The sequence below is a fragment of the Hominifimenecus sp. rT4P-3 genome, assembly GCF_051055405.1.
Taxonomy (GTDB): domain Bacteria; phylum Bacillota; class Clostridia; order Lachnospirales; family Lachnospiraceae; genus Pseudolachnospira.
Genome location: NZ_CP167068.1, coordinates 1,502,955 through 1,515,808, shown reverse-complemented (window position 1 = coordinate 1,515,808; position 12,854 = coordinate 1,502,955). Strand labels below are relative to the sequence as shown.

At 46.4% G+C, this 12,854-nt stretch carries 15 protein-coding genes; 3 read left to right on the top strand and 12 right to left on the bottom strand.

Features of this window, described 5'->3' with window-relative positions:
- Positions 1-69: 69 nt before the first annotated feature.
- The 8 genes from ACCC71_RS07040 to coaBC all read right to left on the bottom strand — a co-directional run bounded on the left by ACCC71_RS07040 (position 70) and on the right by coaBC (position 7,474).
- A complete protein-coding gene (locus tag ACCC71_RS07040) occupies positions 70-1,680 on the bottom strand; it encodes a helix-turn-helix domain-containing protein (RefSeq protein ID WP_434311713.1) in 1,611 nt (536 codons plus the stop codon).
- Between the two features lie 157 nt (positions 1,681-1,837).
- Positions 1,838-2,257: a nuclear transport factor 2 family protein gene (locus ACCC71_RS07035; protein WP_434311712.1), complete on the bottom strand. Its 420-nt coding sequence runs from the start codon at positions 2,255-2,257 to the stop codon at positions 1,838-1,840.
- A 26-nt stretch (positions 2,258-2,283) separates the two neighbouring features.
- Positions 2,284-2,796, bottom strand: a complete 513-nt coding sequence (locus tag ACCC71_RS07030) for a GNAT family N-acetyltransferase (RefSeq protein ID WP_434311711.1) — start codon at positions 2,794-2,796, stop codon at positions 2,284-2,286.
- On the bottom strand, positions 2,793-3,524 hold the full coding sequence (locus ACCC71_RS07025; protein ID WP_434311710.1) for a nucleotidyltransferase domain-containing protein: 732 nt from the start codon (positions 3,522-3,524) through the stop codon (positions 2,793-2,795). Before ACCC71_RS07025 ends, ACCC71_RS07030 begins: the two co-directional genes overlap by 4 nt.
- Complete coding sequence (locus tag ACCC71_RS07020) at positions 3,521-4,111, bottom strand: GNAT family N-acetyltransferase (RefSeq protein ID WP_434311709.1); 591 nt, start codon at positions 4,109-4,111, stop codon at positions 3,521-3,523. Before ACCC71_RS07020 ends, ACCC71_RS07025 begins: the two co-directional genes overlap by 4 nt.
- Positions 4,108-4,548 (bottom strand): N-acetyltransferase, encoded by a 441-nt coding sequence (locus ACCC71_RS07015; protein ID WP_434311708.1) that lies wholly within the window; start codon positions 4,546-4,548, stop codon positions 4,108-4,110. The genes ACCC71_RS07020 and ACCC71_RS07015 overlap by 4 nt, the downstream gene beginning before the upstream one ends.
- 127 nt (positions 4,549-4,675) lie before the next feature.
- Positions 4,676-6,262 carry a peptide chain release factor 3 gene (locus ACCC71_RS07010; protein ID WP_434311707.1) on the bottom strand — a complete coding sequence of 529 codons (1,587 nt, stop codon included), beginning with the start codon at positions 6,260-6,262 and terminating at the stop codon, positions 4,676-4,678.
- 15 nt (positions 6,263-6,277) lie between these two features.
- On the bottom strand, positions 6,278-7,474 hold the full coding sequence (gene coaBC / locus ACCC71_RS07005) for a bifunctional phosphopantothenoylcysteine decarboxylase/phosphopantothenate--cysteine ligase CoaBC (protein WP_434311706.1): 1,197 nt from the start codon (positions 7,472-7,474) through the stop codon (positions 6,278-6,280).
- Positions 7,475-7,593: 119 nt separating this feature from the next.
- On the opposite strand from coaBC, the gene ACCC71_RS07000 reads away from it, so the two are divergent.
- On the top strand, positions 7,594-8,373 hold the full coding sequence (locus ACCC71_RS07000) for a type III pantothenate kinase (RefSeq protein ID WP_434311705.1): 780 nt from the start codon (positions 7,594-7,596) through the stop codon (positions 8,371-8,373).
- Positions 8,374-8,382: 9 nt separating this feature from the next.
- Positions 8,383-9,150, top strand: coding sequence for a type III pantothenate kinase (locus tag ACCC71_RS06995; RefSeq protein WP_434311704.1), 768 nt, complete (start codon positions 8,383-8,385; stop codon positions 9,148-9,150).
- Positions 9,151-9,363: 213 nt separating this feature from the next.
- Here ACCC71_RS06995 and ACCC71_RS06990 read toward each other — a convergent pair whose 3' ends face one another.
- The 4 genes from ACCC71_RS06990 to ACCC71_RS06975 form a co-directional block, all read right to left on the bottom strand.
- Entirely contained in the window at positions 9,364-9,657 is a 294-nt protein-coding gene (locus ACCC71_RS06990; RefSeq protein WP_434311703.1) for a nucleotidyltransferase family protein, read from the bottom strand.
- Position 9,658: 1 nt separating this feature from the next.
- Complete coding sequence (locus ACCC71_RS06985; RefSeq protein WP_434311702.1) at positions 9,659-10,108, bottom strand: hypothetical protein; 450 nt, start codon at positions 10,106-10,108, stop codon at positions 9,659-9,661.
- Between the two features lie 180 nt (positions 10,109-10,288).
- A complete protein-coding gene (locus ACCC71_RS06980; RefSeq protein WP_434311701.1) occupies positions 10,289-10,879 on the bottom strand; it encodes an SOS response-associated peptidase in 591 nt (196 codons plus the stop codon).
- A gap of 96 nt (positions 10,880-10,975) precedes the next feature.
- Positions 10,976-11,878 (bottom strand): S8 family peptidase, encoded by a 903-nt coding sequence (locus ACCC71_RS06975; RefSeq protein ID WP_434311700.1) that lies wholly within the window; start codon positions 11,876-11,878, stop codon positions 10,976-10,978.
- A gap of 177 nt (positions 11,879-12,055) precedes the next feature.
- On the opposite strand from ACCC71_RS06975, the gene ACCC71_RS06970 reads away from it, so the two are divergent.
- Positions 12,056-12,835 (top strand): sirohydrochlorin cobaltochelatase, encoded by a 780-nt coding sequence (locus tag ACCC71_RS06970; RefSeq protein ID WP_434311699.1) that lies wholly within the window; start codon positions 12,056-12,058, stop codon positions 12,833-12,835.
- Positions 12,836-12,854 lie beyond the last annotated feature (19 nt).

Below are 12,854 nucleotides of genomic sequence, written 5' to 3'. Positions count from 1 at the left end.
CCATTTCCGCTGAACACTCACATTTTCGCCAGAAACAAGTGGACGATTTTCTTATCCTGAAAGCGTTTTTTATATAGAAAGCATCTGTTTCTTATATTGCCCGGGAGAACAGTGGCAAAAATTTTTAAAGACGCGGGAAAAATATTTGGAGTCGTGGAATCCTACCAGCTCCGATACATCCGCTAAAGATAAGGAGGCGTCCCCCAATAAATCCTTCGCTTTTTCTACCCGCAGCCGATTGACATATTCGACCATTCCCATATGGTATTGTTTTCGAAAAACCCGGCAAAGATGGCCGGGGCTGATAAAGAACATATCCGCCAACTCTTTTTGAGAAATATCTTTGGTATAATAGAGCGAAATATAGTCCGCAATCTGTCCTACGAACCGTTCCTCCCGCCTCTCCTGATCTTCCAATTCGCAGATGAAGCCTTTCACTTCCTCCATATCCGCCGTCAAATCTTGAAACATTTTTTCCGCCGAAAAATTTCCGGCCTTGTCAAAGGGCAGGTCAAACCGGTAAACAGGGGAAGAAAAATAATCCGCCTTGGCATATTTTCTCCTGCATTTTTCTACCCAGTTGGTTCGCATGGCATGGTAAAAGAGACGGATTCTCTCCAACTGCCGAATGGAAAGATAATCGCTCTTTAAAATCAACTGACAAAAATCCTGTGCCCTGGTTTTGATGCACTGGGAATTTCTGGACAAGACCGCCGCATACATCCGTTCTTCCTGCTGAAGCAGATTTACCGGCAAAAGCTGCCAGCGCGCCGTCCCTTCCAAATGGACCTGGCTTCCCTGTTCCAGTACGTTATATGCCTTGGCATTATACCGGGCCTGTCTGGCGCTGTCTCTTACCTGCATAGGAAAAGGAAGATTATCTCCTAACCCAATATGGAGCGCTAACCCCATCTCCTTTTCTATGGTTTCCACCAAGGTATGGCACATCTTCTCCGCCTCTCCCTCGTCGCCCCAAAACCAAAGAGACAGTTCCCCGGAACTGCGTATCCCTGTAATCGCCACTCCCTGTCCGCTGTCTTTCATCAGCTGTTTGATTCGTTTTGTCAAAGAAGCAGAAGAAATGCCATCCCCACCTTGGCCCGTATCCAGTTTCAAATGAGCGGCGGGAATGATGCCGATCCGGCACCGGCGAATCCGGCTTCTTCCTTGATTTAACATACAAAACCGCCAATGGAGCTCTTTCAAATCATTTTCCGTTGAAATCATGGTAAAAAGGATTTTCTCGGTCTTCACTTCCAAAAGCTCTTCTTGCTCTTTCTGTATCTCTTCCAGAACGCGTCTGGTCTCCCGATCTGCCAAAGCCTGTCTGGTTCCATTGCGAACTGCCTTTTCCAGCTCATAATCCTCTGGTGGCCAAAAGAAGGTGTCGCTAGCCCCAGCGCGAAGAGTTTTCCGCAGCATATCCCTGCTCTCCCAGGCAGCAAAAGCAAGGATTCCGGTCTGCATCCCTTGCATGGATTTTCGTATCCGGGCGATATTTTCCGCTCCATCCTGCTCTGCATCCCATAAAATCAAATCCGGATATGGGCCGCCCTGTGCAAGCTGCGCCTCCAGTTCCTCTGGAGCCAAAGAAATCGCGCTGCATATGTGGAGGTTCTCCAACTTTTCCGTCAACACTCTCCTTCTCTCTTTGTCCGGACTGACCGCCCATGCATTCATCCCGCTTCCCCCTTCCTGACAGGTTTCCCATATTATAACGATTTTTTAGGAGGAGTGCAATGATTTATCTCATCTTTTTCACACAAATCCCTGTATTTTAAATGAATCGATCAATATCGTCCACCTTCTTCGGCGAGAAATATCCTCTTCCTTCTTTCTAAAACCACCTTGCCCTTTCCTCTTTGAAACATGGCGTTGTTCCATTTTTATAAGGGTCATATCGATTCTTATTGCAACCAAATTCTTTCAGAAAGCGAATTTTATCATCATCCGTCCATTGGATCAGAGACATTCCGTCAAACGCTTCGATCTCCCCATTATTTAGCGCATCTTCAAAGCGCCATTCTACGATGGTTTGATTTTCTTTATGAAAAAACTGTTTAATCTCCCACAGACGAACCGTCCCTCGTGTGTTCCACTCTTCAAACCACCACTTAATTTTAGAAACGCCATGATATTCTGGCCCCCAGCTTTCGATATAGATTGCTTCATCCAAAAATATATCACAGATTCCCATATCCGTCTTACAAAGCCACATATCAAACCATCGTTTTATCATCTCTTCTCGTTTATTCACAAGCTTCCCTCCAGAAAATACTCCCATCAATCTCCATCTTTCACCAAAGCATACAGTTTCATATCCAATACCTTTCCGTTTTTTACCGCATTGCTTCGAAGCGTCCCTTCATATTGAAAACCATTTTTTTCAAGGACCCGGCAGGATGCCGTGTTGTAAGAAAATGGTTCGGCAAAAATACGAATGATATCGGTCTGCTCAAATACATACTTACAAATTTCACCCACTGCTTTTGTGGCTAACCCTTTATTCCAATAAGGTTCGGCAATATAATACCCCATTTCCGCCGTCCGGAAATGGATATTATTCTGCCGAAATACACCGATGCTGCCAACCACCTGATCAGCTGAAGTAATCGCAAAAGCAAAGGTACTTTTAGGATCGGCGCTTTGCATTTCATGGATATACCACTCAGCGTCCGCTTTCGTATAAGGATATGGGAGCCCATCCCGCAAATGATCCTGAACATTTTTATTGCTAAGCGCCTCGGCCAGCTCCTCCGCGTCTTCGATCTGCCATGGTCTAATCACACGATTCATTGTAATCCCTCTCTGCTTTCTTTTTCAAAAATAAGTTTCCGTTCCCCGTTCGCTTCCCTCTGATCTTCCACAATCCACTTGGCCGTCCAATCTATCAACAACTCCGATAGCTCCGCAAACCGAACCTCCGAAACCTGGCTTTCTTTTTTCAGTTTCCATCGCGCTTCCCATATAGCCCGTTCTTCTGGCATTAAAATTGCCGGCAGATTTTCCTGTTTTCGCTCAAATACGCCTCTTTGTAGATAAGCAATCGCCTGAAGCAAAAAAGCCGCCGCTTTATAGAACTCACCCAGCATCTCACCGCTCTTTTCATGAACCGCATTGTGTACACAGGCATGGTAAAGATTGCAGGCGCCTGTATGAATGGCTCGCTTGATATCCTCCTCCCCTACGGTTTGTAGCAACTCGTCCAAGGAACCGTAAACAGGCACTGCGTCATGGCAAAACTGAAATAAATCCGCTTTGTCCCATGATTCGATCTCTCTTTTCCCAGAGACAAATCCACAGACTTTGTCCCGGTTTGACAATTTGTCAAGCAATCCGCTGTATACAGTCAAATCGTCAAAGGAAACCGTATCCAATATCAACACCACGTCGATATCGCTGTTCTCCGTAGCCTCGCCTCTGCCATAGCTGCCTTGCAATCCAATAAACCAAACACGGTTTTGGAACTCCCTTTTTACTGCGTCGGTATAATCCCTAAGCCATTTTTCTATGTCTATCTTCATTTTGTCATCTCCTTGTATTGTTCCGCAAATTTGTCACGAATTCTGGCAAAGGGTATCATGGGAAGCGGATGATCTGGATGTTCTGCAATGCACTTCTCCATCCAGACCATGTTATACCATCTGCCAAATTTATATCCACATTTATGAAACTCTCCCACAACTTTGTATCCGAAATGTTCGTGGTATTGGATACTGTTTGCAGTAAGGTATTCATCCTCAACGATCGGAGAAGCAATGCAGGCGTTCAAGTTAATGATATTTTGGTAAGCCAAGGCGTTTTCCAACGCGGCATATAACTCTCTGCCAACCCCACTCTTCCTTACGTCTTTTGCAACATAGATGGTGGTTTCCACCGACCAGTCATATGCTTTTCTCTCCTTAAAAGCGCCGGCGTACGCATAACCGACAGGGATGTTCTCTCGCTCTGCTACAAGGTATGGATACCGTTCCAGCGTTTTGCAAATTCGAGTCCGAAACTCATCCACAGACGGCACTTCGTATTCAAAAGTAATTGCCGTGTTCTTGACATAATACGCGTATATTTCCCGTAATTGTTCCGCATCTTGTTCTGTCGCAATTCGAATCATCGTCCTGCCTCCTGCGTCCATATCATCTGATATTCCTTTTCTCCGGTATTCTCATCCACGGATTCCGCTTGAATATGGAATCCTTCCCTTTGATAGAATTTTACCGCCCGCATATTCTTCTGATATACGTTCAAGTAGATTTGCCTCCTGCGCTCTTTTATAAAATCCAGCAACGCTTTTCCAAGTCCCCTGCCTTGCGCTTCCTCCAAAACAAAAATGCCTGCCACATAGTCCGCATCCATTCCTATAAAACCTTCTATTTGATGCTCCTCTTCCTCCTCATAAACATAGATCTCCGCCTGCAAAAACATTTCTTTTACTGTTTCAAAGTGATCGTTCCAATATTGGGGAGAAATAAAATTATGCGCTTTTCTATTCGTATCCAGCCAAATCTCCGCCACCCGGTTTAAATCGCCTTCCTGCCATTTTCGAACCATCGCATATTCTCCATGCAAAATTTTAAAAACCATGAATTTCTTATAGATGTTCAGATGTCAAAAAGCCAGGGCAAGCGTCTCGATCCGGCGGCGTTCTTGCTCTGGCTTTTCCCTAGAAACGAAAATACTATCGACCAAATTCCGAAAGCTCTAAGCCCGGATTCCGGTCCTGAACCATCCCCACACTCCAACTGTTGACAAAAAGAAGGAGCGGACGTCCCTTTAAATCCTTAATTCGTTTCATATCGGAGGTACCCTGAATCTTTTCCACATCAATCTCCGCATTTTCGATCCAGCGGATATATTCATAGGGAAGCTGTTCCAGCTTTGCTTCTACGTTGTACTCGTTTTCCAGGCGATACATCAGCACGTCAAACTGCAAAACGCCGACCACCCCAACGATGATCTCCTCCATGCCGGTGTTAAACTCCTGAAAAATCTGGATTGCGCCTTCCTGGGCAATCTGAGAAATCCCTTTGATAAACTGCTTTCGCTTCATGGTATCCACTTGGCGCACCCTGGCAAAGTGCTCCGGTGCAAAAGTCGGAATCCCTTCAAAAGCAAATTTCTCTGGGCCAGTGCAAAGGGTATCCCCAATAGAAAAAATACCGGGGTCAAAAACGCCGATAATGTCCCCCGCATAAGCTTCCTCCACAATGGTTCTCTCCTGAGCCATCATCTGAGTCGACTGGGAAAGACGAATCTTCTTTCCTCCCTGAATGTGATTAACCTCCATACCCGACTCATATTTTCCAGAACAAATCCGCATAAAGGCAACGCGATCCCGGTGTGCCTTATTCATGTTCGCCTGGATTTTAAATACAAAAGCCGAAAACGGTTCTTTCACCGGATCGATGATTCCCTGATCCGCTACCCGCGGCGTCGGCGGCAGCGTCATATTGAGAAAGTGCTTTAAGAAAGTTTCCACGCCAAAATTGGTCAATGCGGAACCAAAAAACACTGGACTCAGCTTACCTGCCAATACCATTTCCATGTCCAGTTCCTGGCCGGCCCCATCCAACAGCTCAATCTCATCCTTTAGCTGATTTAACGCCAAAGCGCCTATCTCACTTTGCGCTGCCTCGCTTTCCGGGTCCAAATGTCTTGTCTCAATCTCCCGCTGTCCCGCTCCCTCGGCGGTAAAAGTGGTGATTTTCTTGATATCTCTCTCGTAAACGCCCTTAAAAGATTTACCGGATCCAATGGGCCAGTTGATGGGGCAGGTCTCGATGCCGAGCACATTTTCGATATCTTCCATCAATTCAAAGGGATCTTTGGCTTCCCGGTCCATCTTATTGATAAAAGTAAAGATCGGAATGTGGCGCAGCATACAAACCTTAAACAACTTGATGGTCTGCGCCTCCACGCCTTTTGAGCCATCCACTACCATGACTGCAGAATCCGCCGCCATCAAAGTTCGGTATGTGTCCTCGGAAAAGTCCTGGTGTCCCGGCGTATCCAAAATATTAATGCAGTAATCGTCATAGTGAAACTGAAGCACCGACGAGGTAACGGAAATTCCTCTCTCTTTTTCAATTTCCATCCAGTCGGAAACCGCGTGTCTGGCCGTCTTTTTTCCCTTTACCGAACCGGCCAGGTTGATCGCTCCGCCATAAAGCAAAAATTTCTCTGTCAATGTCGTTTTTCCGGCATCCGGATGGGATATAATCGCAAATGTCCGGCGTTTCTTTATCTCTTCTGCTAACTCTGCCACAAAAAGCTCCTCCTGTTACTCGTTTCCTCTCTCTACAATGGCGTCCAAAATCTTCATTGCCACCTGTTCTTTTGTCATCATAGGCAAGGCGGTCTCCGAATCTTTCGTAATCAACGTTACAATATTGGTGTCCACACCAAATCCGGCGCCCTCTTGCCGCAGATTATTGGCGACAATCATGTCAATCTTCTTTTTTTCCAGCTTCTTTCTGGAATTTTCCAGCATATGCTCAGTCTCCATGGAAAAACCGCAAAGGAACTGACCAGAACGGCGGGCCGCACCGGCGGCGGCCAAAATATCATCCGTCCTCTCCAGCGCCAGCGTCGCATTTCCATCCATCTTCTTTATCTTCTCTGCCGCGATGTTTTGCGGCCGATAATCGGCTACTGCGGCTGCCATAATCAAAATGTCCATATCCGCCGCCCGGCTCATCACTGCATCAAACATCTCCTTGGCGGACACCGCCTCAACCACATCTACAAACCGCGGCTTGGGCGTTTCTGTTTTTCCTGTCACTAAAGTAACCTTTGCCCCCCGCTGCATTGCGGCTTTGGCAAGGGCATACCCCATCTTGCCGGTAGAGTGATTGGACAAAAACCGTACCGGGTCCAGCGCCTCTCTGGTCGGTCCCGCAGTGACCAAAACCCGCTTCCCTGCCAAATCCTTCACCGCTCCGATTCCTGCCTCCAAGATATCCAATATCACTTCCTCATCCGCCATCTTCCCCTTGCCCACATCTCCGCAGGCTAAGAGTCCTTCCTCCGGCTCAATCAAAGTAAAACCATAGCGGCGCAAAGTTTCCAAATTTTCCTTCGTCGCTGGATTCTCGTACATCCGGGTGTTCATAGCTGGCGCGGCAAACTTGGGACAGTCGCAGGCCAACACGGTCGTCGTCAGCATATCGTCGGCGATACCGTGAGCCATCTTGGCCAACACATTGGCCGATGCCGGAGCAATCAGGCAGACGTCGGCCCACTGGGCCAGAGACACGTGTTCCACCTTGATCTCAAAGTTCCGGTCAAACGTATCGACGAGACACTTCCTTCCGGTCAACTGTTCAAAGGTCAAAGGAGTGATAAACTGCGTCGCATTCTGAGTCATAATCACCTGGACATTTGCCCCTTGCTTGATCAAAGTGCGGGCCAAGCCGGCGCTTTTATAGCAGGCAATGCTGCTGGAAACGCCGAGAATGATATTTTTATTCTGCAACATAAGGGCCTCCTTTACTATGAAAACAGTTTGTGATATAATCGAGTTCAATATGCCATATCGATTTATCAGTGTAGCATATTTTTCAGGAATTGTCTACGAGGCAAGGAGGCTTATTTCGTATGATTTTAACCATTGACATCGGAAATACCGTGATTACGGTGGGAACGGTCAGTAAAACGGGAACGCATTTTGTCGAGCATATTTCTACCGACGTGAAAAAGACAGATTTGGAGTATGCCATTGCATTCCGAACGATTTTGGAATTGTATGAGATTCCTTCGCATCCATTGACCGGCAGCATTATCTCTTCGGTGGTGCCTCCGTTGACTGCCGTGGTAAATCGGGCCTTGACCAAAATCATTGGCAAACCTGCTCTTGTGGTCGGCCCCGGAGTCAAAACCGGGCTTCCGATCAAGATCGATAATCCCGCTCAACTTGGCAGCGATATGGTGGTAAACGCCGTGGCAGCCGTGGCGGAATATCCTCTCCCTTTGCTTTTGATCGATATGGGAACCGCCACCACGCTTTCTGTGATCGATGAAAGCGGCGCATATCTGGGCGGATCGATCCTGCCTGGCGCCGGGATTGCTCTTGATTCTCTTGTAAAACGCACCGCGCAGCTTCCCAGAATTTCTTTTGATGCGCCGGAAAAAGCCATTGCAAAAAATACAGTAGATTCCATGAAATGTGGGATTGTGTACGGAAGTTCCGCCATGTTGGACGGAATGATCGACCGTATGGAACAGGAACTGGGAAAATCGCTGTTCGCTCTGGCGACCGGTGATCTGGCCAAAGCTGTGATCCCTTATTGCACCCACAAAATCCAATACGACGAGATGCTGCCCCTAAAAGGCCTGTACCGAATCTATATGAAAAACCGTACAGACGGTTCGTGCTAGGAGGAACCCATGATTTTAGCAGTTGACATTGGAAATAGCAATATTGTAGTCGGAGTCGTTGACCAAGAAAGAATTTATTTTGTCGAACGGTTCTCTTCTGATCCCCGAAAAACGGACCTGGAATATGCTATCGCAATCCGGACCGTTTTAGAGCTTCATGAGATTTCCCCAAAACAGCTAAAGGGAAGCATTCTCTCCTCCGTGGTGCCTCCGGTATCCGCCACCGTGAATCGGGCTCTTCAAAAAATTATCGGCAAACCCGCCCTCCTTATCGGCCCCGGAATCAAAACCGGCCTGGCCATCCGTATGGACGACCCTGCCAAGGTGGGAAGCGATCTGATCGTCGACGCGGTTGCAGGCGCCATGGGATATCCGCTTCCTCAAGTGATCATTGACATGGGAACTGCTACCACACTTTCCATCGTGGGAAAAGGGCCGGCTTATCTAGGAACGATTATTGCTCCGGGAGCTCAGGTGGCTCTGGACGCTTTGATACAGACCACTTCCCAGCTGCCGAGAATTCCCTTTGAATCTCCTGGAAAAGTTATCGGTACCAACACGGTGGACTGCATCAAAAGCGGTATCATCCTGGGAAACGCCGCTATGCTGGACGGGCTGATCGACCGCATCGAACAGGAATTAGGGGAGGCTGTTACCGTCGTCGCTACCGGCGGGCTGGCCGCCTCGATTACCTCCCATTGCCGCCATAACATTCATTTAGATGAAAACTTGCTGCTAAGAGGACTGTATTTGATATATCAGAAAAATAAAGGATAGTGAATAAAAAAGAAGGCTAGCAACACTGTGCCGGCCTCCTTTTCGATAGGAATGGAACTTCCTATATTGTTTTTAATAGTTCTCCATATTTTTCTATTAACTGTAGTTCCAGCCTTCTATACTCTGGAATATAGTCTTTTAGAATTCGTCCTACTATTATCCAATACTTCTTTATCCGCCCGTTCCAGCACACGCAAATTAGAAACATAATGATCAAATTTTTTCATATAAAACCTTTCCTTCTGTCTCAATCGATTCTAACAATTCTCTTTGTACGTTCCCGTCCAGATTTACAATATCATATTTTAAAGGGGTCGAAGTTTTCTCGTCTACTTCCAGCGAAAAGCGAAAAATGTCCCCTCCGCTCACAGCCAGGTCAATATCACTGGCTCGCTTGTAATCTCCCCTTGCCCTTGAGCCAAATAAAATCACTTTTCTAACATTACATTGTTGCGCCAAACAACAGATTTCTTCTATGACAAGCCGCTTTATTCCCGTATGATCCATCTTACTTTTGCACGTCCTTTTTTCCAAAAAGAATAAATAGATAAGGTAATGCCCAAATAATAACGGCGCTTACCCATAGATTCAGATTGATACGAGCCAGTAAATCTGCGACAAAACCATTCCATTCGGAAAGTATACTCCAATAAACGGCAAACATACCTTGCTCTTTATAAGAGATCAGGCCAAATAAGGCATTTGCCGCAACCAAAACGGAGGCGGAATAAAAGAGCTCCTTGCGCGTCATTTTGCTGAAAACAAAAATGCCGCCAACCACGATGACTGCAAGAAATAATAAGCTTGACAGAATCATCCACCGAGTATTATCTACGGTAATCGTTCCATCTGGGAGTGTCGTCAACGTAAATTGGCCCAAAATACGAACGGTCAGTACGTAGCACAGGAAACTGGCTGCCATACAATACAAAGGAACTTTCCACCATGATTTTTTCATTCTATGGTCCCCCATTTGTTGTTGCCTTCTGTTGACAAGAGCGCATTTTTCTGACCGCGTTTGCCCTTGCCAATGAAAGATAATGTTATCGTAACACAATTCATTTGTCTTGTCCACATATACCAAATAGCAGATCATAGGGAAAGGGTGCGGCAGATAGTCACACCCTTTCCGAAATCTTCAAATCCATTCAAATTTTTGCTGTTCATATTCTTGATAGGAGGATAGGCTGGGAGGAACTTGCGCCAGAAAATCCTCCGCCTGATCTGTTTTAAAAATCCAGTCCTTCACAGCCTCTTTTTCTAAAATCAAAGGCATCCGGTCATGAACCGCCCTCATCGATTCATTGGCTTCTGTTGTAATGATCACAAAACAATTGACGTCCTCAAAACAGCGGTAAAAACCGGCCATATAGAGAATTTTCTTTTCCCGTCCTGTGAAGCTGACCTTTTCCTTCCTTGAATTCCATTCATAAAAGCCTCCTGCTGGAATCACACAGCGGCGGAACAACACACTGTCACGAAACAGGTTCTTTTCCATCACACTTTCTGCCCGTGCATTAAAAATAGTACAGGACTGTCTGCCTGGAAATCCCCAACGCATGGAAGCCAACACAAGTCCTTGCTTTTTTGCATCCGCACAGATTACCCAAGCCATGTCTGTCGGATGCACGTCTCCCTCTCCCACCGCCTGGCTTCTCGTATCTAATAGGTCCGTTAACTCCAATGCTTCCTGTGCCGCCTCATAAGTAAAAAAATATCTTCCACACATATCGGCCTCTCTTTTCTGCTGTAAAATCCTTTATTTATACTTTCTTTTATTCTATCAAACTATCTTTGACTTTTCAATCCATTCCGAAAAAATCTTTTAAAGCAAAAGGCGCCGGATATCCAAAAGCCCCCACCCTTCCTTTGTTACGGGAGCGCCTGTCTTCCGACAACTCTCCCGCAAAGCTAACTTTACATCAACATTCGTCATGTAAGGATATTTTTCCAAAAGTAAGGCAACTGCACCCGACACAATCGGAGTAGACATAGAGGTTCCACTTTTCATCGTATAATATCTGGCGCGGGGAGATTGACATACATTACAAGAGATGATATGAGAACCTGGGGCAATCACTTCCGGTTTTAAAATACATTCTGCCGTTGGCCCTCTTCCCGAATAATTCTGCATTCGGTTTCCATGAATTTCTACACTGCGGCCATCATCCGAAGAGCCGACTGTGATTACCTTTCGGCTAATGCCTGGAGTCGTTACCGTTCCTTCCCCAGGTCCATTATTTCCAGCTGCCACAACGACAACAAGCCCTGCATCCCAGAGCCTGTTAACATTCTGTACCAAAGGGGATTCTTCTCCGGCATCTCCTTTGGTCTTTGTTCCAATCGAGATATTGACGATCCGAATATTATATTGCTTTTGATTCTCTAAAATCCAGTTTAATCCCATCATCATATGGGATAAACTCCCATTTCCCTTGGAATCTAGTACCTTGATACTAATTAACCGGCATCCCGGAGCGATTCCCATATATTGCCCCATAGACATCCGGCCACAACCGCCGATCACGCCCGCTACATGGGTGCCGTGCCCATTGTCGTCATAGGGCTCTGTCCAGAGATGAAGCATATCTTGAAATGCGTCGATTCGATTTTCAAAATCCCGATGGGGAAAGATTCCTGTATCCAAAATGGCGACTCCGACGCCGGCCCCGCTTAATCCAGCCCGATGAGCTGCATCCACGTGGACGGTGCGAAATGCCTCCTGCATGAACTCACCTTCTTTGAACCATTGATTCTTTCCTTTATTCTATTCGAAAAAAAGACGTCCGGTGCAAAAACCAAGAAGACTCTAAAATCTTATGGAAAACATTGACACAGTTCTCCTCATCATGTTACACTTTGTTAAAGTATCTTCAAGAAATAGGGGAATACGGAGGACAATCAGATGAAACAGGCGATCCTTGTGGTCAGTTTTGGTACCAGCTATCCGGATACCAGAAAAAAGACCATTGAAAAACTAGAAGAAGAGATACGGCAGGCCTCCCCGAATTGTACGGTCTATCGGGCTTGGACAAGCAAAATGATTATTCGAAAACTTCGGGAAAGGGATCAATTGATCATCCATACGGTTCCGGAAGCTTTAGAGCAGATGGAAAAAGACGGTATTACCGATCTGATTGTTCAACCCACTCATATCATCAATGGAATCGAAAACGATCAAATGAAGCAGGAAATCCTGGCAAAAAAATCCGTCTTTTCTACAATTCGCTTTGGAGATCCGCTGCTTACTACCACAGAAGATCATGTCTCGGTTTTAAAAGCTCTGATGGAGGAATACTCTGATTTACCGGAGGATGAAGCCATCGTATTTATGGGACATGGCACCACCCACCATGCCAATGCCGTCTATGCCGCGCTGGATTACACACTAAAAGACCTCGGTTACCCCCGCGCCTATATGGGAACGGTGGAAGCTTACCCTTCTCTGGAACATATCTTCCGCCGTCTGCAAGAAGCTTCGGTCCGCCGGGTTCACCTCGTTCCTTTTATGCTGGTAGCCGGCGATCATGCCAACAATGACATGGCAAGCGACGACAAGGATTCCTGGCGTTCCCAGTTTGAAGCCGCCGGTTATGAGGTGGTCTGCCATCTAAAAGGCCTGGGTGAATGCAAAGGAATTCGTAATATCTATCTGGAACATCTAAAACAATGTAAAAACGCCTAAAGCGGTGCCAGAAAGCGGG

Excerpts from the sequence above, each read along its gene's own strand:
- ACCC71_RS07040 (WP_434311713.1), bottom strand. The coding sequence starts at position 1,680 with ATGAATGCATGGGCGGTCAGTCCGGACAAAGAGAGAAGGAGAGTGTTG.
- ACCC71_RS07030 (WP_434311711.1), bottom strand. The coding sequence starts at position 2,796 with ATGAATCGTGTGATTAGACCATGGCAGATCGAAGACGCGGAGGAGCTG.
- ACCC71_RS07025 (WP_434311710.1), bottom strand. The coding sequence starts at position 3,524 with ATGAAGATAGACATAGAAAAATGGCTTAGGGATTATACCGACGCAGTA.
- ACCC71_RS07020 (WP_434311709.1), bottom strand. The coding sequence starts at position 4,111 with ATGATTCGAATTGCGACAGAACAAGATGCGGAACAATTACGGGAAATA.
- ACCC71_RS07015 (WP_434311708.1), bottom strand. The coding sequence starts at position 4,548 with ATGGTTCGAAAATGGCAGGAAGGCGATTTAAACCGGGTGGCGGAGATT.
- coaBC (WP_434311706.1), bottom strand. The coding sequence starts at position 7,474 with ATGTTGCAGAATAAAAATATCATTCTCGGCGTTTCCAGCAGCATTGCC.
- ACCC71_RS07000 (WP_434311705.1), top strand. The coding sequence starts at position 7,594 with ATGATTTTAACCATTGACATCGGAAATACCGTGATTACGGTGGGAACG.
- ACCC71_RS06995 (WP_434311704.1), top strand. The coding sequence starts at position 8,383 with ATGATTTTAGCAGTTGACATTGGAAATAGCAATATTGTAGTCGGAGTC.
- ACCC71_RS06990 (WP_434311703.1), bottom strand. The coding sequence starts at position 9,657 with ATGGATCATACGGGAATAAAGCGGCTTGTCATAGAAGAAATCTGTTGT.
- ACCC71_RS06985 (WP_434311702.1), bottom strand. The coding sequence starts at position 10,108 with ATGAAAAAATCATGGTGGAAAGTTCCTTTGTATTGTATGGCAGCCAGT.
- ACCC71_RS06980 (WP_434311701.1), bottom strand. The coding sequence starts at position 10,879 with ATGTGTGGAAGATATTTTTTTACTTATGAGGCGGCACAGGAAGCATTG.
- ACCC71_RS06975 (WP_434311700.1), bottom strand. The coding sequence starts at position 11,878 with ATGCAGGAGGCATTTCGCACCGTCCACGTGGATGCAGCTCATCGGGCT.
- ACCC71_RS06970 (WP_434311699.1), top strand. The coding sequence starts at position 12,056 with ATGAAACAGGCGATCCTTGTGGTCAGTTTTGGTACCAGCTATCCGGAT.